Annotated in this window: 17 protein-coding genes; 15 read left to right on the top strand and 2 right to left on the bottom strand. The window is 73.2% G+C overall.

Features of this window, described 5'->3' with window-relative positions:
- Positions 1 to 37: 37 nt before the first annotated feature.
- The 10 genes from ACZ7LU_RS37565 (at position 38) to ACZ7LU_RS37610 (ending at position 10,214) form a co-directional block, all read left to right on the top strand.
- Positions 38 to 367 (top strand): TcmI family type II polyketide cyclase, encoded by a 330-nt coding sequence (locus ACZ7LU_RS37565; protein ID WP_468092027.1) that lies wholly within the window; start codon positions 38 to 40, stop codon positions 365 to 367.
- Positions 364 to 1,635, top strand: coding sequence for a beta-ketoacyl-[acyl-carrier-protein] synthase family protein (locus ACZ7LU_RS37570; protein ID WP_398310574.1), 1,272 nt, complete (start codon positions 364 to 366; stop codon positions 1,633 to 1,635). Before ACZ7LU_RS37565 ends, ACZ7LU_RS37570 begins: the two co-directional genes overlap by 4 nt.
- Positions 1,632 to 2,843, top strand: a complete 1,212-nt coding sequence (locus tag ACZ7LU_RS37575; protein WP_470983584.1) for a ketosynthase chain-length factor — start codon at positions 1,632 to 1,634, stop codon at positions 2,841 to 2,843. Before ACZ7LU_RS37570 ends, ACZ7LU_RS37575 begins: the two co-directional genes overlap by 4 nt.
- A 68-nt stretch (positions 2,844 to 2,911) precedes the next feature.
- Entirely contained in the window at positions 2,912 to 3,178 is a 267-nt protein-coding gene (locus ACZ7LU_RS37580; RefSeq protein ID WP_398310568.1) for an acyl carrier protein, read from the top strand.
- A gap of 13 nt (positions 3,179 to 3,191) precedes the next feature.
- Positions 3,192 to 3,977: a 3-oxoacyl-ACP reductase FabG gene (gene fabG / locus ACZ7LU_RS37585; protein ID WP_471919335.1), complete on the top strand. Its 786-nt coding sequence runs from the start codon at positions 3,192 to 3,194 to the stop codon at positions 3,975 to 3,977.
- A gap of 44 nt (positions 3,978 to 4,021) precedes the next feature.
- The gene (locus ACZ7LU_RS37590; RefSeq protein ID WP_468564333.1) at positions 4,022 to 4,966 is read left to right on the top strand and encodes an aromatase/cyclase; all 945 of its coding nucleotides are present in this window, start codon (positions 4,022 to 4,024) and stop codon (positions 4,964 to 4,966) included.
- A 1-nt stretch (position 4,967) separates the two neighbouring features.
- Entirely contained in the window at positions 4,968 to 6,533 is a 1,566-nt protein-coding gene (locus ACZ7LU_RS37595) for an FAD-dependent monooxygenase (protein WP_471919336.1), read from the top strand.
- Positions 6,534 to 6,631: 98 nt separating this feature from the next.
- Positions 6,632 to 8,200: an FAD-dependent monooxygenase gene (locus ACZ7LU_RS37600; RefSeq protein ID WP_471919337.1), complete on the top strand. Its 1,569-nt coding sequence runs from the start codon at positions 6,632 to 6,634 to the stop codon at positions 8,198 to 8,200.
- Positions 8,201 to 8,751: 551 nt separating this feature from the next.
- Positions 8,752 to 9,618 carry an alpha/beta hydrolase family protein gene (locus ACZ7LU_RS37605; RefSeq protein ID WP_471919526.1) on the top strand — a complete coding sequence of 289 codons (867 nt, stop codon included), beginning with the start codon at positions 8,752 to 8,754 and terminating at the stop codon, positions 9,616 to 9,618.
- Positions 9,619 to 9,716: 98 nt separating this feature from the next.
- The gene (locus ACZ7LU_RS37610) at positions 9,717 to 10,214 is read left to right on the top strand and encodes an RICIN domain-containing protein (RefSeq protein WP_471919338.1); all 498 of its coding nucleotides are present in this window, start codon (positions 9,717 to 9,719) and stop codon (positions 10,212 to 10,214) included.
- A 61-nt stretch (positions 10,215 to 10,275) separates the two neighbouring features.
- On the opposite strand, the gene ACZ7LU_RS37615 is transcribed toward ACZ7LU_RS37610, so the two are convergent.
- Positions 10,276 to 11,145, bottom strand: coding sequence for a sigma-70 family RNA polymerase sigma factor (locus ACZ7LU_RS37615; RefSeq protein ID WP_398310804.1), 870 nt, complete (start codon positions 11,143 to 11,145; stop codon positions 10,276 to 10,278).
- Between the two features lie 241 nt (positions 11,146 to 11,386).
- On the opposite strand from ACZ7LU_RS37615, the gene ACZ7LU_RS37620 reads away from it, so the two are divergent.
- Positions 11,387 to 13,546, top strand: a complete 2,160-nt coding sequence (locus tag ACZ7LU_RS37620) for an MMPL family transporter (protein ID WP_471919339.1) — start codon at positions 11,387 to 11,389, stop codon at positions 13,544 to 13,546.
- 181 nt (positions 13,547 to 13,727) lie between these two features.
- A complete protein-coding gene (locus ACZ7LU_RS37625) occupies positions 13,728 to 14,180 on the top strand; it encodes a carboxymuconolactone decarboxylase family protein (protein ID WP_468092011.1) in 453 nt (150 codons plus the stop codon).
- Between the two features lie 93 nt (positions 14,181 to 14,273).
- Here the strand turns inward: ACZ7LU_RS37625 and ACZ7LU_RS37630 are convergent, their stop codons facing one another.
- Positions 14,274 to 14,759 (bottom strand): VOC family protein, encoded by a 486-nt coding sequence (locus ACZ7LU_RS37630; protein ID WP_398310544.1) that lies wholly within the window; start codon positions 14,757 to 14,759, stop codon positions 14,274 to 14,276.
- A gap of 197 nt (positions 14,760 to 14,956) precedes the next feature.
- Here ACZ7LU_RS37630 and ACZ7LU_RS37635 point away from each other — a divergent pair, with 197 nt between their 5' ends.
- The 3 genes from ACZ7LU_RS37635 to ACZ7LU_RS37645 are packed head-to-tail and all read left to right on the top strand — an operon-like array spanning position 14,957 to position 18,611.
- Positions 14,957 to 15,283 carry an ATP-binding protein gene (locus ACZ7LU_RS37635; RefSeq protein ID WP_398310541.1) on the top strand — a complete coding sequence of 109 codons (327 nt, stop codon included), beginning with the start codon at positions 14,957 to 14,959 and terminating at the stop codon, positions 15,281 to 15,283.
- Positions 15,280 to 17,217 carry a hypothetical protein gene (locus tag ACZ7LU_RS37640; protein WP_471919340.1) on the top strand — a complete coding sequence of 646 codons (1,938 nt, stop codon included), beginning with the start codon at positions 15,280 to 15,282 and terminating at the stop codon, positions 17,215 to 17,217. The genes ACZ7LU_RS37635 and ACZ7LU_RS37640 overlap by 4 nt, the downstream gene beginning before the upstream one ends.
- Positions 17,214 to 18,611 carry an amidase gene (locus ACZ7LU_RS37645; protein ID WP_471919341.1) on the top strand — a complete coding sequence of 466 codons (1,398 nt, stop codon included), beginning with the start codon at positions 17,214 to 17,216 and terminating at the stop codon, positions 18,609 to 18,611. The genes ACZ7LU_RS37640 and ACZ7LU_RS37645 overlap by 4 nt, the downstream gene beginning before the upstream one ends.
- Position 18,612 lies beyond the last annotated feature (1 nt).

Genomic DNA, 18,612 nt, shown 5'->3' on the forward strand with positions numbered 1-18,612 from the left:
GCGCCCAGCGCCCGGCGCCCACCGCAAGGAGCGAGGTATGCACAGCACGCTGATCGTGGCCCGGATGGCGATCGACTCCAGCCGCGACGTCGCCGAACTGTTCACCGACTTCGACGCCACCGACATGCCCCACCGGATGGGGACCCGGCGCCGCCAGCTCTTCGCCTACCGCGGCCTCTACTTCCACCTCCAGGACTTCGACAGCGACGACGGAGACTCCCGGATCGAACGGGCCAAGGACGACCCGCGCTTCGTCAGGATCAGCGAGGACCTCAAGCCGCACATCGAGGCCTACGACCCCGCGACCTGGCGCTCCCCGGCCGACGCCATGGCCAAGCGCTTCTACTCCTGGGAGGCCGGCGCATGACGCAGCGCCGCGTGGCCATCACCGGCATCGAGGTCCTGGCCCCCGGCGGCCTGGGCCGAAAAGAGTTCTGGCAGCTGCTCAGCGAGGGCCGCACCGCGACCCGGGGCATCACCTTCTTCGACCCCGCCCCGTTCCGCTCCAAGGTGGCGGCCGAGGCCGACTTCTGCGGCCTGGAGAACGGCCTGAGCCCGCAGGAGGTGCGGCGCATGGACCGGGCCGCGCAGTTCGCCGTGGTCACCGCGCGCGGCGCGGTCGAGGACAGCGGCGCCGAACTGGCCGCCCACCCGCCCCACCGCATCGGCGTGGTCGTGGGCAGCGCGGTGGGCGCCACCATGGGCCTGGACAACGAATACCGCGTCGTCAGCGACGGCGGCCGCCTCGACCTGGTCGACCACCGCTACGCCGTGCCGCACCTGTACAACTACCTGGTGCCCAGCTCCTTCGCCGCGGAGGTGGCCTGGGCGGTCGGCGCCGAAGGACCCTCCACGGTCGTCTCCACCGGCTGCACCTCCGGCATCGACGCCGTCGGCTACGCCGTGGAGCTGGTGCGCGAGGGCTCCGTCGACGTCATGGTCGCCGGGGCCTCCGACGCGCCGATCTCACCGATCACCATGGCCTGCTTCGACGCGATCAAGGCGACCACACCGCGCCACGACGCGCCCGCAACGGCCTCGCGGCCCTTCGACAGCACCCGCAACGGCTTCGTGCTGGGTGAGGGCGCCGCCTTCTTCGTCCTGGAGGAACTGCACAGCGCACGCCGCCGCGGCGCGCACATCTACGCCGAGATCGCCGGCTACGCCACCCGCTCCAACGCCTACCACATGACCGGACTGCGCCGGGACGGCGCGGAGATGGCCGAGGCCATCCGCCTGGCCCTGGACGAGGCCCGCCTCAACCCCGAGCAGGTCGACTACATCAACGCCCACGGCTCGGGCACCAAGCAGAACGACCGGCACGAGACGGCCGCGTTCAAAAAGGCGCTGGGCGAGCACGCCTACCGCACCCCGGTCAGCTCCATCAAGTCGATGGTGGGCCACTCGCTGGGCGCCATCGGCTCCATAGAGATCGCCGCCTCCGCCCTGGCGATGGAGTACGACGTCGTGCCGCCCACAGCCAACCTGCACACCCCGGACCCCGAATGCGACCTGGACTACGTGCCGCTGACGGCCCGCGACCAGCGGGTCGACTCCGTGCTGACGGTCGGCAGCGGCTTCGGCGGATTCCAGAGCGCCATGGTGCTCACCAGCGCGCAAAGGAGCACCGTATGACCCCGGTCGCGGTCACCGGCATGGGCATCGCCGCCCCCAACGGCCTGGGCGCGGCCGACTACTGGGCGGCCACCGTGGGCGCCAAGAGCGGCATCGGCCGCATCACCCGCTTCGACCCCTCCGGCTACCCCGCCCAACTGGCGGGCGAGATCCCCGGATTCGAGGCCGCCGAGCACCTGCCGGGCCGGCTGCTGCCGCAGACCGACCGCGTCACCCGGCTCTCGCTGGCCGCCGCGGACTGGGCGCTGGCGGACGCCGGCGTGGAGGTGGCCGCCTTCGACCCGCTGGACATGGGCGTGGTCACCGCCAGCCACGCCGGCGGCTTCGAGTTCGGCCAGGACGAACTGCAGAAACTGTGGGCCAAGGGCAGCCAGTTCGTCTCCGCCTACCAGTCCTTCGCCTGGTTCTACGCGGTCAACAGCGGCCAGATCTCCATCCGGCACGGCATGAAGGGGCCCAGCGGCGTCGTCGTCAGCGACCAGGCCGGCGGCCTGGACGCACTGGCCCAGGCCCGGCGGCTGGTGCGCAAGGGCACCCCGCTGATCGTGTGCGGCGCCGTGGACGCCTCGGTCTGCCCCTGGGGCTGGGTCGCCCAGCTCGCCGGCGGGCGGATGAGCGACAGCGACGAACCCACCCGCGCCTACCTGCCCTTCGACCGCGACGCCCGCGGCTACGTGCCCGGCGAGGGCGGGGCGCTGTTCACCCTGGAGCCCGCCGAGGCGGCCCGCGCCCGCGGCGCCGAGGTCTACGGCGAACTGGCCGGCTACGGGGCGACCATCGACCCGCCCCCGCACAGCGGCCGCGGCTCCACCCTGCGCACCGCCATCCGCACCGCCCTGGACGACGCGGGCACCGCCCCCGGCGACATCGACGTGGTCTTCGCCGACGGCGCGGGCGTGCCCGAACTGGACCGGGCCGAGGCCGAGGCGATCAGTGAGGTCTTCGGCCCCGGCCGCGTCCCGGTCACCGTGCCCAAGACGATGACCGGCCGCCTGCACTCCGGCGCCGCACCGCTGGACGTGGCCTGCGCGCTGCTCGCCATGCGGGCCGGCGTCATCCCGCCCACCGTCCATATCGACCCCTGCCCCGAGTACGACCTGGACCTGGTCCTGTACCAGGTGCGCCCGGCCGCCCTGCGCACCGCGCTGGTGGTGGCCCGCGGCCACGGCGGGTTCAACTCCGCACTGGTCGTGCGCGCCGGGCAGTGAGCCGCCCGCGCCCCGGCCGGCGGAACACCGCCGCGCCGGCCGGGCCCCGAGACGAAGGAAACACCGACATGAGCGACCGACCTTTCACCCTCGCCGACCTCCAGCGCATCCTCGTCGAGGCCGCGGGCGCCGACGAGAGCGCCCGGCCCGACGACATCCTGGACACCACCTTCGCCCTGCTGGGCTACGAATCGCTCGCCCTGCTGGAGACCGGCGGCTGCATCGAGCGCGAGTACGGCATATCGCTCGACGACGACACGCTGACCGACGCCCTGACCCCCCGGGAACTGATCGACACCGTCAACGAGCGGCTGGCCGCCGCCCGCGTGGCCTGAGAGGACACCCGCCATGACACAGTCCACCTCCCGCGTCGCGCTCGTCACCGGCGCCACCAGCGGCATCGGCCTGGCCGCCGCCCGGCTGCTGGCCGCCCAGGGCCACCTGGTCTTCCTGGGCGCGCGCACCGAGAGCGACGTCATCGCGACCGTCAAGGCCCTGCGCAACGACGGCCTGGAGGCCGAGGGCCAGGTGCTCGACGTGCGCGACGGCGCCTCCGTCACCGCCTTCGTCCAGGCCGCCGTCGACCGGTACGGCCGCATCGACGTCCTGGTCAACAACGCCGGCCGCTCCGGCGGCGGCGTCACCGCGGACCTCACTGACGAGCTGTGGGATGACGTGATCGACACCAACCTCACCAGCGTCTTCCGCATGACCCGCGCGGTGCTCACCACCGGCGGCATGCGCACCCAGGAGCGGGGCCGCATCATCAACGTCGCCTCCACCGCGGGCAAGCAGGGCGTCGTGCTCGGCGCCCCCTACTCCGCCTCCAAGCACGGCGTCGTCGGCTTCACCAAGGCACTCGGCAACGAACTGGCCCCCACCGGCATCACCGTCAACGCCGTCTGCCCCGGCTACGTGGAGACGCCGATGGCCCAGCGGGTGCGCCAGGGCTATGCCGCCGCCTACGACACCACCGAGGAGGCGATCCTCACCAAGTTCCAGGCCAAGATCCCCCTCGGCCGCTACAGCACCCCCGAGGAAGTCGCCGGCCTGATCGGCTACCTGGCCTCCGACACCGCCGCCTCCATCACCTCCCAGGCGCTCAACGTCTGCGGCGGCCTCGGCAACTTCTGAACCGCCCCGACCGCCCCGACAGCCCCGCTCAAGGAGCCACAGTCATGACGACGCGTCAGGTCGAGCACGAGATCACCATCGGCGCGCCCGCGGCCACGGTCTACCGCCTGCTGGCGGACGTGAGCCACTGGCCGCAGATCTTCCCGCCCACCATCCATGTCGAACGCCAGGCAACCGGCGCCCACCAGGAACGCATCCACATCTGGGCCACCGCCAACGGCCAGGCCAAGAACTGGACTTCACGCCGCACCCTGGATCCCGAGGCCCTGCGCATCGACTTCCGCCAGGAGGTCACCACCGCGCCGGTCGCCGCGATGGGCGGCACCTGGATCGTCGAACCGCTGGGCACCGACAGCTCCCGGATCCGGCTGCTGCACGACTACCGGGCCATCGACGACGACCCGCAGGACCTGCAGTGGATCGACCGGGCCGTGGACACCAACAGCACCTCGGAACTGGCCGCGCTCAAGGACAACGTCGAACACGCCCACGCCGCGGAGAGCGAGAAACTCCTCTTCTCCTTCACCGACACCGTGCACATCGACGGCGCCGCCAAGGACGTCTTCGACTTCGTCAACGAGGCCGACCGGTGGCCCGAGCGGCTGCCGCACGTGGCCACCGTACGCTTCGAGGAACCCGCCCCCGGGCTGCAGATCCTGGAGATGGACACCCGCGCCAAGGACGGCTCGGTGCACACCACCAAGTCCTACCGGGTCGCCCTGGACACCCGCAAAATCGCCTACAAGCAGGTCACCCTGCCCGCCCTGATGACCCTGCACACCGGCGTGTGGACATTCACCGAGACCGGCCCGGGCACCACCGAGGCGAGCTCGCAGCACACCGTCTCCATCAACACCGCCAACATCGCCAAGATACTCGGCGAGCAGGCCACCGTCGCCGACGCCCGCGACTACGTGCACAGCGCGCTGAGCACCAACAGCCGCGCCACCCTGGGCCACGCCAAGGACTACGCGGAGCGGACGCGCTGACATGGCCGCGCAGGACGCCGACCGCACCCGCCGGGCCGGCCCGGGCCGCACCGAGGCGACCGACGTGACCGAGGCGACCGAGGTGATGGACACCCAGGTCATCGTCGTCGGTGCCGGACCCGTGGGGCTGCTGCTCACCGCCGAACTGTGCCTGCACGGCATCCAGGTGGCCGTCGTCGAGCAGCGCCACCGCCCCACCAAGGAGTCGCGGGCCTCCACCCTGCACGCCCGCACCATGGAGATCTTCGACAGCCGCGGCCTGCTCACCGACCTCGGCAGCCCGCCCACCGAGGCCCGCGGCCACTTCGGCGGCCTGCCCCTGGACCTCACCCTGCCCGGCGCCTACCCCGGCCAGCACAAGGTGCCCCAGACCAAGACCGAGTCGGTCCTGGAGGAGTGGGCGCTCTCCCTCGGCGCGGACATCCGCTGCGGCCACCGGCTGCAACTGCTCGACCTCACCCAGGACGGCGAGCGGGTCGAGGCCGAAGCCGTCGGCCGCGACGGCCGCCCCGTCCGGCTGCGCGGCCGCTACCTGGTGGCCTGCGACGGCCAGGACTCCACGGTGCGCCGCCTGACCGGAGCCGACTTCCCCGGCCAGGAAGCCGCCCGCGAACTGCTGCGCGCCGACGTCGAGGGCATCGACATCCCCGACCGGCGCTTCGAGCGGCTGCCGCGCGGCCTGGCCATCGCCGCGCGCCGCCCCGACGGCGTGACCCGGGTGATGGTCCACGAGTTCGGAGCAGCCGTACGCCGGCGCAGCCGACCGCCCCGCTTCGAGGAGATGGCCGCCGCCTGGCAGCGGGTGACCGGCGAGGACATCAGCACCGGCACACCCCTGTGGGTGAACCACTTCGACGACGCCAACCGCCAGCTCGCGCAGTACCGGCACGGCCGCGTGCTGTACGCGGGCGACGCCGCCCACCGCCAGATGCCCATCGGCGGCCAGGCCCTCAACCTGGGCCTGCAGGACGCCTTCAACCTCGGCTGGAAACTCGCCGCCGTCCTGGCCGGCCACGCCCCCAAGGACCTGCTGGACACCTACCACCAGGAACGCCACGCGGTGGGCAGCGCCGTCCTGGCCAACATCCGCGCCCAGGCGCTGCTGCTGCTGGGCAGCCGCGAAGTAGAGCCGCTGCGCACCGTCCTCGCCGAGCTGCTGCCCCACGAGCGGGTGCGCACCCGCCTCGCCGGGATGATCAGCGGCCTGGACATCCGCTACGCCGGCTGCGGCTCGGGCCACCGGCTGACCGGCCTGCGGCTGCCGCACGCCCGGCTGCGGGTGGGCAGCTCCACCTGCACCACCCTGGAACTGCTCAGGTCCGGGCGCGGACTGCTGCTGGGCCTGGAGGGCCGGGTGCCGGCCGTGGGGGAGGGCTGGGCCGACCGCATCGACCTGGTGGCGGCCCGCCCGGAGCCGGGCGGCGAGCCCGGCGAGCTGGACAAGGTGAGCGCGGTGGCGGTGCGCCCGGACGGCTACGTCGTCTGGGCGGCGGACACCGGCGCACAGCCCGGCGACGGCGAGGATCCCGCGGCCGCCCTGGAGCGCTGGTTCGGCACCCCCCGCTGACCTGCCGCCCGCCCTCGCCCGCAAACCACCGCCGCGCCGCACGGGCGCCTTCGCGCCACACCACAGACCAGATCCGAGCGAGGAGAGGCAGGACAATCATGGCAGGGACAGCGGTGGACACCGACGTCATCGTGGTCGGCGCCGGACCGACGGGACTGATGCTCGCGGGCGAACTGCGCCTGGGCGGGGCCCGCGTCACCGTCGTCGAGCGCCTGGCCGAGCCGACCGGGCAGTCCCGGGGGCTGGGCTTCACCGCCCGGGCCATGGAGGTGTTCGACCAGCGCGGGCTGCTGCCGCGGTTCGGGCAGGGGGAGACGCTCGCGACCAGCCCCCTGGGCCACTTCGGCGGGGTGCAGTTCGACTACACCACGCTGGAGGACGCCCACTTCGGGGCCCGCGGCATCCCGCAGAACGAGACCGAGGCCGTCCTGGAGGCGTGGGCGCTGGAGCTCGGCGCGGACATCCGGCGCGGCTGGGACGTGCTGGGCCTGGCCGAGGGCTTCCTGGACGGCGACCACGTCGAGGCCACCGTCGCGACCCCGGACGGCACCCGGCAGCTGCGCGCCGCCTACCTGGTGGGCTGCGACGGCGGGCAGAGCGGCATCCGCAGGGCGGCCGGCTTCGACTTCCCCGGACTGCCCGCCAGCCGCACGATGTTCCTGGCCGACGTCGAGGGCTGCGGACTCAAGCCCCGCTTCCTGGGCGAACGGCTGCCGCACGGCATGGTGATGGCGGCGCCGCTCAAGGAGGGCGTGGACCGCATCATCGTCTGCCCGCACGGCGTCCCGGCCCGCGACCGGGACGACGACGTCACCTTCGCCGAAGTCGCCGCGGCCTGGCAGCACATCACCGGCGAGGACATCAGCGGCGGCAGCGCCCAGTGGGTGAGCTCCTTCAGCGACGCCACCCGCCAGGCCGGCCAGTACCGGCGCGGCCGGGTCCTGCTGGCCGGCGACGCGGCACACATCCACCTGCCGGCCGGCGGACAGGGGCTGAGCACCGGCGTGCAGGACGCGGCCAACCTCGGCTGGAAGCTGGCCGCCACGGTGCGCGGCACCGCCCCGGCCACGCTCCTTGACACCTACCACCAGGAGCGGCACCCGGTGGGCCGGCGGCTGCTGATGAACACCCGCGCCCAGGGCATCGTGTTCCTCGGCGGCGAACAGTCGGACCCGCTGCGCGCCCTGTTCACCGAACTCATCGAACACGACGCGGTCAAACGGCACTTGGCGGGCATCGTCAGCCACCTCGACATCCGCTACGACATGAACACCCCCGAGGCATCCGCCGCATCCGCCGCTTCCGCCGCTTCGGATCAGGACACGGCGGCCCCCGCCCACCCCCTGCTCGGCCGCCGGCTGGCCAAGCGCCCGCTGACCGGTGCCGACGGCGAGAGCGACACGCTGCGCCTGCTGCACCCGGCGCGCGGCGTCCTGCTCGACCTGTCCGACGACGCCGGGGTCCGTGACATCGCCGCCCGCTGGTCCGACCGCGTCGACGTGGTGACGGCCACCGCCAAGCCGGTGGAGGGCGCCAGTGACGTACTGGCCGGCCTGGACGCGGTCCTGGTACGGCCCGACGGACACGTGGTGTGGACGGGCGAGGGCACACCGGACGGGCTGGCCGCCGCGCTGGGCCGGTGGTTCGGCGAGGATCGAGCCGCGTAGTGGCAACGGCTCCTGGGCCGGCCACGGCCGCCCCACGGCACGCGGAGCTCGCCGGCGCGCAGCCCGCCGGCGGGGCACCCACCGGTGTGGCGCTCAACGGTGTGGCGCCCGCTGGCGCGGAAGCGGTTGGCGAGGGGTCCATCGGTGGGGCGGCCGCTGGTGCGGTGCCCATCGGTGGGGGGCCTGCTGGTGAGGAGGCGGTCGGCGAGGGGGCCGCCGGTGTGGCGCTCAACGGTGTGGCGCCCGCTGGCGCGGAAGCGGTTGGCGAGGGGTCCATCGGTGGGGCGGCCGCCGGTGGGGGGTCCGTTGGTGAGGAGGCGGTTGGCGAGGAGTCCGCCGGTGGGGCGGCCGCCGGTGTGGCGCTCACCGGTGAGGGGCCCGCTGGTGGGGCAACCGCCGGCGCGGTGCCCATCGGTGACCGGCCCGCCGGTGAGGAGGCGGTCGGCGTGGCACCCGCTGGTGCGGTGCTCACCGGCGCGGTACCCGCCGGTGCGGTGCCCGTCGGCGCGGAGCGCACCGTTCAGGTCCGGCGGGTCGCCCCGGACGGCGGGGTGCGTCAGATCGTGCTGGACGCGGCCGGACTCACCCTGTCCGCCCTGCTGAGCGAACCCGCCGGGGCCGCCCCGCGTGCGCTGGTCGTGGCGGTGCACGGCGGTGGCATGAGCGCCGGGTACTTCGACGGGGCGGCCCGCCCGGAGCTGTCTCTGCTCCGGCTCGGGGCCCGGCTGGGTTACACGGTGCTGGCGGTGGACCGCCCCGGCTACGGCCGGTCCGCCGCCGCGCTGCCCGCCGGGCTGCCGGTCGCCGAACAGAGCCCGCTGCTGCGCGCGGCCATCGCCGACTTCGCCCGCCGCCACCGTGTGGGCGCGGGCGTCTTCCTGCTGGCGCACTCCTTCGGCGGCAAGCTGGCCCTGTCGGCCGCCGCGCACGCGCAGCACGGAGACGGGCTGCTGGGTGTGGATGTCTCGGGCTGCGGCCGGCGGTACGCGCCGGGCGCCGAGGACGAGGTGCGCGGCGGCCGTCCCGGAAACCGGCGGCGGCACTGGGGGCCGCTGCGGCTGTATCCGCCGGGCACCTTCCGGGCCAGTGCGGCCGTGGTGGCGCCGATGCCCGCGCGGGAGGCGGCCGACCTGGCGTCCTGGCCGGGCGCGTTCGACCGGCTCGCGGCGCGGGTGCGGGTGCCGGTGCGGCTCACCTTCGCCGAGCACGAGGGGTGGTGGCACCAGGGGGAGAGTGAACTGGCCGCCCTGGCGGCCGGGTTCACCGCCTCCCCCCGCGTCCTGCTGGAGCGCCAGCCGGACGCGGGACACAACATCAGCCTGGGCTGGGCGGCCCGCGCCTACCACCTGCGGGCCCTGGCGTTCCTGGAGGAGTGCCTGCCCCCGGCCGCCACCGCACCCGCCGCCCCCGGAAGCTGACCGGCCGCGCCCCGATCAAGACGGTCCCCTGCGACCATGTGCCGACGCCTGCCGACGCCAACTCGCAGGAGTCACACAGCGATTGGGAGGAACCGATCTTGTCCATTTCAGGGAGAAGGATCAAGCAGGTCGTATCGGTCATCGGGACGTCGGTGGGGCTCGCCCTGTCGCTGACCCTGGCGGCACCGGGGACGGCCGCCGCCGCTGAGACCGCGGCGTCCCCGGCCCGGTTCGCGAACTACGAGTACAAGCAGTGCATCGCGGAGAACCACTACTACAACTTGTGGGCCCTGCCCTGCGACAAGGCCTACAGCGAGCAGTACTGGCGGTGGACCGGCACCACCAACACCTCCTCGACACTCCAGAACTACGTCTGGGACCACTGCCTGGACAGCAACAAGGAGCGGCACGTCTACATAGGCGATTGCAACGGCGGGAACAACCAGCTGTGGCAGGTCATCCAGCCCGCGCCGGCCAGTGCGGTCATGCTCCGGAACACAGCGACCCGCCTCTGCCTCTACCAGACCACCGGCGGCCTCTACCGGACGGCCACGTGCGACCGCAACGACCGCACGCAGCGGTGGACCATCGGCTGAGCGGCCGGCACCCGCCCCCGCCGTTTCGTCGCCGCCGGGACGAAACGGCGAAAGCGGCCGCTCAGGCGTCCAGCACCACGATGTCCAGTTCCTTCAGCCGCTCGGGCCCGGCCACCAGGTCGATGGCGGCGATCTTCCCGTCCTCGATGGTGAAGTTGAAGACCACGATCGGGCGCGTCTTGGACTGCCACACCGCGCCCACCGACCCGTCGATGAGCGCGATGCGGGCCGCCTCGGCGCCGCCGGAGAAGATGCTCGCCACGCCCCGGGCGCCCTCGGTCAGCGGCGCGGCCCCGATGCGTACCGCCGTGTCGTCGGCCTGCATGGTGGCATCGGGGGCCAGCAGGGTCAGCAGCCGTTCGAACTCGCCGCTGCGCGCGGCGGTCAGGAACGCGTCCACGACCTGGTGCTGGCGCTGCAGGTCGGGCAGGGGAGAGGCACCGTGCACGCGCCGGCGGGCCCGGCTGGCCAGCTGCCGGGTGGCCGCCGGGCTGCGCCCGATGATCGCGGCGATGTCGGCGAACGGCACGGCGAAGGTGTCGTGCAGGACGAAGGCGAGCCGCTCGTCCGGGGCGAGCGTGTCCAGGACCACCAGCATCGCCAGCCCCACGGAGTCGGCCAGCACGGCCGCCTGCTCGGGGTCGGAGAGCTCCTCGGTGCGGGGCTCGCCCGCGGGTTCGGCGTGTTCGGCGAGGAACTCCTCGCGGCGGTTGCGGGCGCGGAGCATGTCGAGGCAGACCCGGCCCACCACCGTGGTGAGCCAGCCGTCGAGGTTCTCCACGCTGTCGGTCTCGCTGCGGTGCAGCCTGATCCAGGCCTCCTGCACGGCGTCCTCGGCCTCGTCGGACGAACCGAGCATGCGGTGGGCCACGGCCTGCAGCCGCGGCCGCTTCTCCTCGAACGCGCGTGCCAACCGTTCGTTTTCCTGCATGACCACCGTCGTCCCCTTCGATCCCGGTCGGTGTGTGACAAACGCCTGTCACATCTTCGCGCTGCCGGGCGTCATAGCAGTGACGAACGGGACCACCCGCGTGTGACGGGATGCGGCGGCCGCCGGCCACGAAAGACTCCGCGCCCCTGGTCGCGCTCTCTCCCGGATTCAGCTCGGAGCTGTCGAGAGCAGGCTCCCTGACCCTTTGCGAGCATCCATGACAACTCTACGTCGGCGACCAGTGACGCACGGTGACGATCCGAGCGCCGCGGCCGGTTTCCTGACCCGGTACGCCCGAATGGTCAGCGGCCGCCGCTCCAAGTGGGCCGTGCTCGTCATCTGGCTGGTGCTGATCATGGCGGGCGGCTCCCTGGCGGCCAAGCTGGGAGACGTCCAGGACAACGACCCCGAGACCTGGCTGCCCTCCAGCGCCCAGTCGACCCAGGCGGTGGCCCTGGCGGAGAAGCACTTCGCCGACAAGGACAGCAGCACCGCCATCATCGTCTACGCCCGCGGCGAGGGACTCACCGACGCCGACCGGCAGAAGATCGCGGCGGACCGCACCGAGCTGGAGAACGACGTCGCCGTGGGCGACGTGCCCAAGCCCCAGATCTCCGAGGACGGCAAGGCCGCCTTCCTCAGCTACCCGCTGCGCACCAGCCCCAGCGACAACGCGGTCCTCACCGACGCCGTGAGCGAGTCCGAGGACATCGTCAAGGACGGTGCGCCGGGCGGCCTGGACATCCGCGTCGCCGGCGAGGCCGGCAGCGTCCGCGACTTCGCCGAGGTCTACAGCGGCATGGACGGGGCGCTGCTGGGCGCGGCCCTGGGCGTCGTCGCGCTGCTGCTCCTGCTGACCTACCGCAGCCCCGTGCTGTGGCTGGTCCCGCTGCTGACCGTCTTCCTGGCCAGCCAGGTCGCCAGCGGCGTGGTCTACCTGCTGGCCAAGCACGCGGGCCTGCTCGTCAACGGGCTCAGCGCGTACATCCTGATGATCCTGTGCGTGGGCGTGGGCACTGACTACGCCCTGCTGCTCATCGCCCGCTACCGCGAGGAACTGCACCGCCACGCGGACCGGCACGAGGCGATGCAGATCGCCGTGGGCCGCTCGATGCCGGCGCTGGCGGCCTCCGCGGCCACGGTGGGCGTCGCCACGCTCTGCCTGGTCTTCGGCAGCATGAACTCCACCCAGGGCCTGGGCCCGGTGGTGGCCATCGGCATCGCGGTGGTCTTCCTGGCGATGACCTCGCTGCTGCCCGCGCTGCTCGTCATCCTGGGCCGCTGGACGTTCTGGCCCTTCGTGCCGCGCCACACCCCCGGCTACGACGCGAGCGCGGAGAAGGAGCACGGCGCCTGGGCCCGCGTGGCGCAGGCCGTGGGCCGCAGGCCCCGGGTGATCTGGGCCGCCTCCCTGGGCGTGCTGGCCGTCCTGGCGCTTGGCACCACCACGGTGGAGACCGGCCAGACCCAGGCCGAGCAGTTCACCAAGACCGTCGACTCCGTCGAGGGCCAGCGGCTGCTGGCCGAGCACTTCCCCGCGGGCTCGGCGGCGCCCGCCGACATCTACGTGCCCGCCGGCGCGGCCGATGCCGCCCTGCGCACCGTCCAGGACGTCTCCGGCGTGGAGTCCGCGGCCACCGAGCGGACCGCGGGCGGCTGGACCCACCTGACGGCCGTGTTCGAGGACGCCCCGGACACCGCGGCGGCCAAGGACACCGTGGAGCGGATGCGCACGGCGCTGGACCGGGCCGGGGGAGAGAGCGCGGAGGCCGTCGTGGGCGGCCAGACCGCGATCGTGCTCGACACCTCCGACGCCCAGAAGGACGAGGAGATGCTGCTGATCCCGCTGATCCTCGCGGTCGTCCTGCTCATGCTGGTCCTGGTGCTGCGCGCGGTGGTCGCCCCGCTCGTCCTGCTGGCCTCGGTGGTGCTCTCCTACGCCTCCGCCGTCGGCGCGGCCTCCCTGCTCTTCCACGCCATCGACTACCCGCGCATCGACCGCGGGCTGCTGCTGATCGGCTTCCTGTTCCTGGTCGCTCTCGGGGTGGACTACACGATCTTCCTGATGGCCCGGGTCCGGGAGGAGGTCAAGCTGCGCGGGCACCGCGAGGGCACCCTGACCGGCCTGACCGTCACCGGCGGCGTCATCACCTCCGCGGGCGTCGTGCTGGCGGCCACCTTCTGTGTCCTGGCCGCCATTCCCACCGTGGGCTCGCTGCAGCAGGGCCTGCTCGTCGCGATCGGCATCCTGCTGGACACCTTCCTGGTGCGCAGCCTGCTGATCCCCGCACTCTCCCTCGGCGTCGGCCCGCGCATCTGGCGCCCGGGCCACCCCGAGGACGAGGCGCCGCCCGCCGGCGAGCGCCCCGCACAGACCGCCCGCGTCGACGTCGGCACCTGACCGGCGCGCCGGACGGAAGGGCGCCGCGCCGGATTCCCCCGCGGCGCGGCGCCCGCCCCCGACCCGCCCGCCGGGTCACCGCCGACCCGGTGAGCTGTCGCTGTCACACATGTCCGTCCCCGTTCGTCATAGAAGTGACGCTGCCCGAGCGGCGTCGTATTGATCGAAGAGAGGAAGAACCATGGAAGCGCGCCTGCAGAACCCGGCGATGATCCTTGACGCCACCCAGCCTGTGCAGGACATGTACAAGGCGATCTACTCCGGCGGGGTCCCCAAGGCGACCCTGGACCTGGTCCACCTGCGCGCGAGCCAGATCAACGGCTGCAGCCCCTGTGTGGACTCCGGAGCCCGCGGCGCCCGCAAGGCCGGCGAGACCGAGGAGCGCCTGTTCGCCGTCGCCGCCTGGCGGGAGACGAACTACTTCACCGACGCCGAGCGCGCCGCGCTGGAGCTGGCCGAGGTCGTCACCCGGCTGGCCGACCGCAGCGACCCGGTGCCGGACGACGTCTGGGAGCGCGCCAAGGCCCACTACGACGAGAAGGGCCTGGCGGCACTGGTCCTGATGATCGCCCTGTCCAACTTCTTCAACCGCCTGAACGTGACCACCAAGCAGGTGGCCGGCGCCTGGGGCTGAGCGGCCGGGCACGGACACGGCTGAGGCCGGCCACCTCCAGCGGTGGGCCGGCCTCAGCCGTGTCCGTCTGCCGGTCCGCGCCCGGCGCCCGCCTCAGCCCGCCGCGCCCGCCGCCCGGCGGGCGCGAGCCCCCCTGGCCGGCACGAGATTGATGCGCCAGGACACCCCGAACCGGTCGGTCAGCCACCCGAACCGGGCACTGAATTCATACCCGCCCGCCGGCATGATGACCTCACCCTTCTCGGAAAGCGCCGTGTAGAGACGATCAAATTCGCTTTCCGATTCGCACTGCACGTATATCGCGGTCGCGGGGGAGAACTCATACGAATCCCACGGCGCAAGATCGTATCCAACGGCCCCGGGCGGCGGCATGTTCGTACACATGAACATTTGCCCGTCGAGTGTAAAGACGGCGTGCTGCAGCACGCCTTCCTCCCACCCCGGCTCCCCGGCGCGCGCCCGGATCATCCGGTGCACCTCGGAGTTGTCGAAGAGCGCGGTGTAGAACTCCAGCGCCTCCTCGGCCTGGCTCCTGAAGGTCAGGAACGTCATCAGTTTCGGCCCCGGCGTCGCAGGCATCGTGGCTGCTCCTGTTCGTGGTCGGTGTCCCCGTCGGCTTCCCGGCCCGACGGTATCGGCCACCCGCCACTGTTCAACCGAGCATTTCTCCGGTTGAACAAAGCAGTCGAGTAATCCACCACCGAAGCTCATGGAGTGGTCGAGACCCCGTCGTAACGATGTGGGCGTCTCGAACCGACCCGAAGGGTGAGTGTTCCGTGAGCGAGAACGCATTACCGGCGGCGAAATCCGCCCGTTCCGAGCGGATCGCCGCGCGAACTCGCGGCGAGAACTGGAAGAAGCCACCGCGCCGCATAGAAACCTCGGAGTGCATCACCTGCGACAGCTGCCTGCGCAGCTGCCCCGAGGAGTTCGGCGCCATATTCGACCGCGGTCTCGACGTCATCATCATTCCCGAACTGTGCTCGGGCTGTCCCGCCTGCGTGCTCGAGTGCCCCGTCGACTGCATCTACGTCGACGAGGACTGGGAGCCCACCGACGCGAGCGTGTGGAGCCACATCGACCTGACCGCGGGCACCTCATGAGCGGGCCGGCCGAGCGCGAGAGCCGCCGCGCCGCCAACGCCAGGAAGCGCGTCAGCCGCCGCCCCAGCAGGCTGGGCACCCCCGCGGGCACCGCGCCGGGACCCGACCGCGCCCGCGAGCCCGGCGCCGGGTTCCCCGGCCTCCTGGAGCGGGTCTGGGAACGCGCCCGCACCGCCGCGGACCTGCGCGCCTGCGTGGACATCCTGCTCAGCCTCGACCGGCACGTGCCCCCCGAGGTCCAGCTGCGGGCCCTGAGCACCTCCGACGAGGCCGCCTTCCAGGCCCTGTGGCAGCTGACCTGGCGCCCGAAGGACCCCGCCCCCCACCCTGGCGACGGCGCCGACCCAGCCCTCGACCTCATCGAGGCGGCCGACGAAGAACCCGTCTTCATCGGCGAGCTGGCACTGGCCACCACCGGCCGGATCCTCCTGCGCGGCCCCGCCCAAGGGCCCCTGGACCGGCGGAACCTGGTCGGCGGAGTCGTACGCGTGCCCTGGTCGCTGCAGGCCGCCCGCGCCTACCACGCCGAGCTGAACCGCGCCGCCGCCCGCGGCGCGGCCACCCTGGCCGACTGCCGCGCCTGGCTGGAGCGGCAGGGCGACAAGGGCCGCGACGCCCTCCTGGACCAGGCCAAGGAAGCCGCCCTGCGCACCGCCCCCTTCGTCCTCTACCAGGAGGACCGGCAGTACACCAACTTCCGCGAGCAGAACAGCCTCACCGGCAAGACCCTGTGGCCGGGCCACCCCGACTGCGTCCTGAGCAGCCTGCAGCAACTGCCCCTGGAACTGTGGTCGGACCACGACGTGCAGCTGGTGGCGGGCCTGACCCTGCTCATCCGCTCGGCCGGCTTCGGCCGCGTCGAGGAGGCCAACGGCACCCAGCTGAGCATCGACCACGTCGCGGCCATGCTGGAGCGCATCCGCCGCTCCTACAACAGCGTCCCGGGCGAACCGGTCGCCCCCGCCGCCTCGCACGGCATGGAGGACCTGAACACCCTGGCCGACGCCCTGGGCGCACGCCGCCGGCAGGTGATCCGCCAGGCCCCCCTCTACCGCGAGATCCACGGCACGCTGATGCACAAGGTGGAGCGCATCGCCGCCCCGGCCCAAGGCGCCCGCCGCCTCGACGAGGAGATCAGCCGGCGCCTGGCCGAGCGCCTCCCGCTCGACGGCGCCACCCTGGACGCGCTGGGCGACAGCGCCGCCGCCGCCCCGCAGTGGCTCGCCCGCCCGCACGCTTCCCACGGCACCGGCCTGGAAGCCCTCGTCCACGAGAGCGTGGCGGCCGTCGCGGACGTGTGCGACGTCGACTTCGCCATGAGCCGCGGCATGCGCTCCCTGCCCGCCCTGATCGGCGCGCTGCGCGCGGAGAGCTGGGCGGAGATCTGCGGCTGGGACATCACCCACTACTTCTGCTGCGTGGTGCCCCGGCCCCGGGCCCGCGCCCACTTCGGCGGCTCCATCGAGGCGGTGGCCGACGCGGCCTGGGCGATGTCCTCGCGCATGCAGTACAACTCCTGGCACTTCGTCCCCGGCAACCTGCCCCGCCACCCCGCCGTGGTGGCCCGCGACCACTTCGTGCCGCCCACCATCCCCGACATCGCGTTCTTCTCCGACCAGCACCACCACGGGCACGTCAACAACAAGGTGCGCTTCTCCATCCGCTCCCCGCAGCCCGTCGAGGTGGCCGGACGCACCTTCAACGGCTTCGTCGACCTGCGCCTGCTGCGCTGCGCGGGCACCGCCTTCGACGCACAGGACCTGCTCGCCGCCCACCGCGTCTCGCGCTTCATCGCCCGCGCCACCACGCTGGCCGCCGAACTGGCCCTGGCCGGGGCGCCGTTGCAGGTCACCGCGTTCGACGCCGCCTGGCACTGGCGCACCATCACCGCCACCGGGCCGGCCCGCCCCGACCCCGTGGAAACCCCACGATGACCGCCCCGGGGATCGCCGAGCTCACCGCACGCCTGCGCCGCGGGGAGAGCACCGTCACCGAGCACGTCCAGCGCGTGCTGAACGCGGTGCGCGAACAGGACACGCTGGGCGCGTTCGTCACCGCCGCCGGCGACACCGCCCTGCAGGCCGCCGAGGCGGCCGACCGGCGCATCCGCGAACGCGGCGCCGACGCCTGGCACGGGGCGCCGCTGCTGGGCGTCACGGTCTCGGTCAAGGACCTCCTGCAGACCCGTGACCTGCCCACCACCCGCGGCTCCCTGCTGCCCAACCGGCGTGCCCGCAAGGACGCCCCGGCCGTCGCCCGGCTGCGCGCGGCCGGCGCCGTCGTCATCGGCAAGACGACGACCTCCGAGTACGGCTGGAGCGCCGCCACCCTGGGCCGGCTCACCGCGCCCACCGCCAACCCCTACGCGCCCCACCTCACCGCGGGCGGCTCCAGCGGCGGGGCCGCCGCCGCGGTGGCCACCGGCCTGGGCGAGGGCGCCCTGGCCACCGACGGGGCCGGCTCCATCCGCATCCCCGCCGCGTTCTGCGGCGTGGCCGGCTACAAACCCTCCTACGGCCGCGTCCCCTACGTCCCCAACGGCGTCGACCGGCTCGCCCACCAGGGCACACTGGCCCGCACCGTCGCCGACGCGGCCGCCCTGGCCGCCGTCATCGCAGGCCCCCACCCCGCCGACCCCGACTCCGGGCTCGGCTCCATCGACCTGCCCGCCGACCGCCCCTGCCGGCGCATCGGCTGGATCGAGTACGAGGGCACCACCGACGAGATCCGCACGGTCAGCGAACAGGCGATGGCCGCCCTGGCCGGCCAGGGACACCAGGTCGAGCGCGTCGAGGTGCGCTGCGACGACCTCTACCCGGCCCTCGTGGACATCCTGGCCGCGGCCGAAGCGGCCGGCACCGACCGCCAGGACGAGGAACACTGCGACCCGGGCCGCCTGGAGATCGTCCGCTACGGACGCACCCTGAGCGGCACCGCCCTGATGCGCGCCGAAGGAGTCCGCCAGCAACTGCGCACCCGCCTGCGCTCGGTGATGCGCCGCCACCACCTGCTGGCCATGGCCACCGTCCCCATCGAGCCGTTCGCCCTCGACGCCATCGCCCCGCCCTGGGCGGCCGACCCCCGCGACCTGCTCTGGCTGGCCTGGTCACCCGCCTCCTACCCCTTCAACATGACCGGCCAGCCCGCGGTGACCCTCCCGGCCGGCCTGACCGCCTCCGGACTGCCGGCCGGCGTCCAGCTCGTGGGACCCGTCGGCGCCGACGACCTGGTCCTGCGGGTGGCCCACCGGCTGGAGCGGGAGCTCGGGCCGCTGCCCCCGCCCCACGCCCGGCCCGCGCTCGTCCCCGCCACCGAAAGGACCCCCTGAA

The organism is Streptomyces sp. NPDC039462 (genome assembly GCF_055639375.1).

Bases quoted from the DNA above. Each gene is read 5' to 3' on its own strand.
- ACZ7LU_RS37565 (WP_468092027.1), top strand. From the start codon at position 38: ATGCACAGCACGCTGATCGTGGCCCGGATGGCGATCGACTCCAGCCGC.
- ACZ7LU_RS37570 (WP_398310574.1), top strand. From the start codon at position 364: ATGACGCAGCGCCGCGTGGCCATCACCGGCATCGAGGTCCTGGCCCCC.
- ACZ7LU_RS37575 (WP_470983584.1), top strand. From the start codon at position 1,632: ATGACCCCGGTCGCGGTCACCGGCATGGGCATCGCCGCCCCCAACGGC.
- ACZ7LU_RS37580 (WP_398310568.1), top strand. From the start codon at position 2,912: ATGAGCGACCGACCTTTCACCCTCGCCGACCTCCAGCGCATCCTCGTC.
- fabG (WP_471919335.1), top strand. From the start codon at position 3,192: ATGACACAGTCCACCTCCCGCGTCGCGCTCGTCACCGGCGCCACCAGC.
- ACZ7LU_RS37590 (WP_468564333.1), top strand. From the start codon at position 4,022: ATGACGACGCGTCAGGTCGAGCACGAGATCACCATCGGCGCGCCCGCG.
- ACZ7LU_RS37595 (WP_471919336.1), top strand. From the start codon at position 4,968: ATGGCCGCGCAGGACGCCGACCGCACCCGCCGGGCCGGCCCGGGCCGC.
- ACZ7LU_RS37600 (WP_471919337.1), top strand. From the start codon at position 6,632: ATGGCAGGGACAGCGGTGGACACCGACGTCATCGTGGTCGGCGCCGGA.
- ACZ7LU_RS37615 (WP_398310804.1), bottom strand. From the start codon at position 11,145: ATGCAGGAAAACGAACGGTTGGCACGCGCGTTCGAGGAGAAGCGGCCG.
- ACZ7LU_RS37625 (WP_468092011.1), top strand. From the start codon at position 13,728: ATGGAAGCGCGCCTGCAGAACCCGGCGATGATCCTTGACGCCACCCAG.
- ACZ7LU_RS37630 (WP_398310544.1), bottom strand. From the start codon at position 14,759: ATGCCTGCGACGCCGGGGCCGAAACTGATGACGTTCCTGACCTTCAGG.
- ACZ7LU_RS37640 (WP_471919340.1), top strand. From the start codon at position 15,280: ATGAGCGGGCCGGCCGAGCGCGAGAGCCGCCGCGCCGCCAACGCCAGG.
- ACZ7LU_RS37645 (WP_471919341.1), top strand. From the start codon at position 17,214: ATGACCGCCCCGGGGATCGCCGAGCTCACCGCACGCCTGCGCCGCGGG.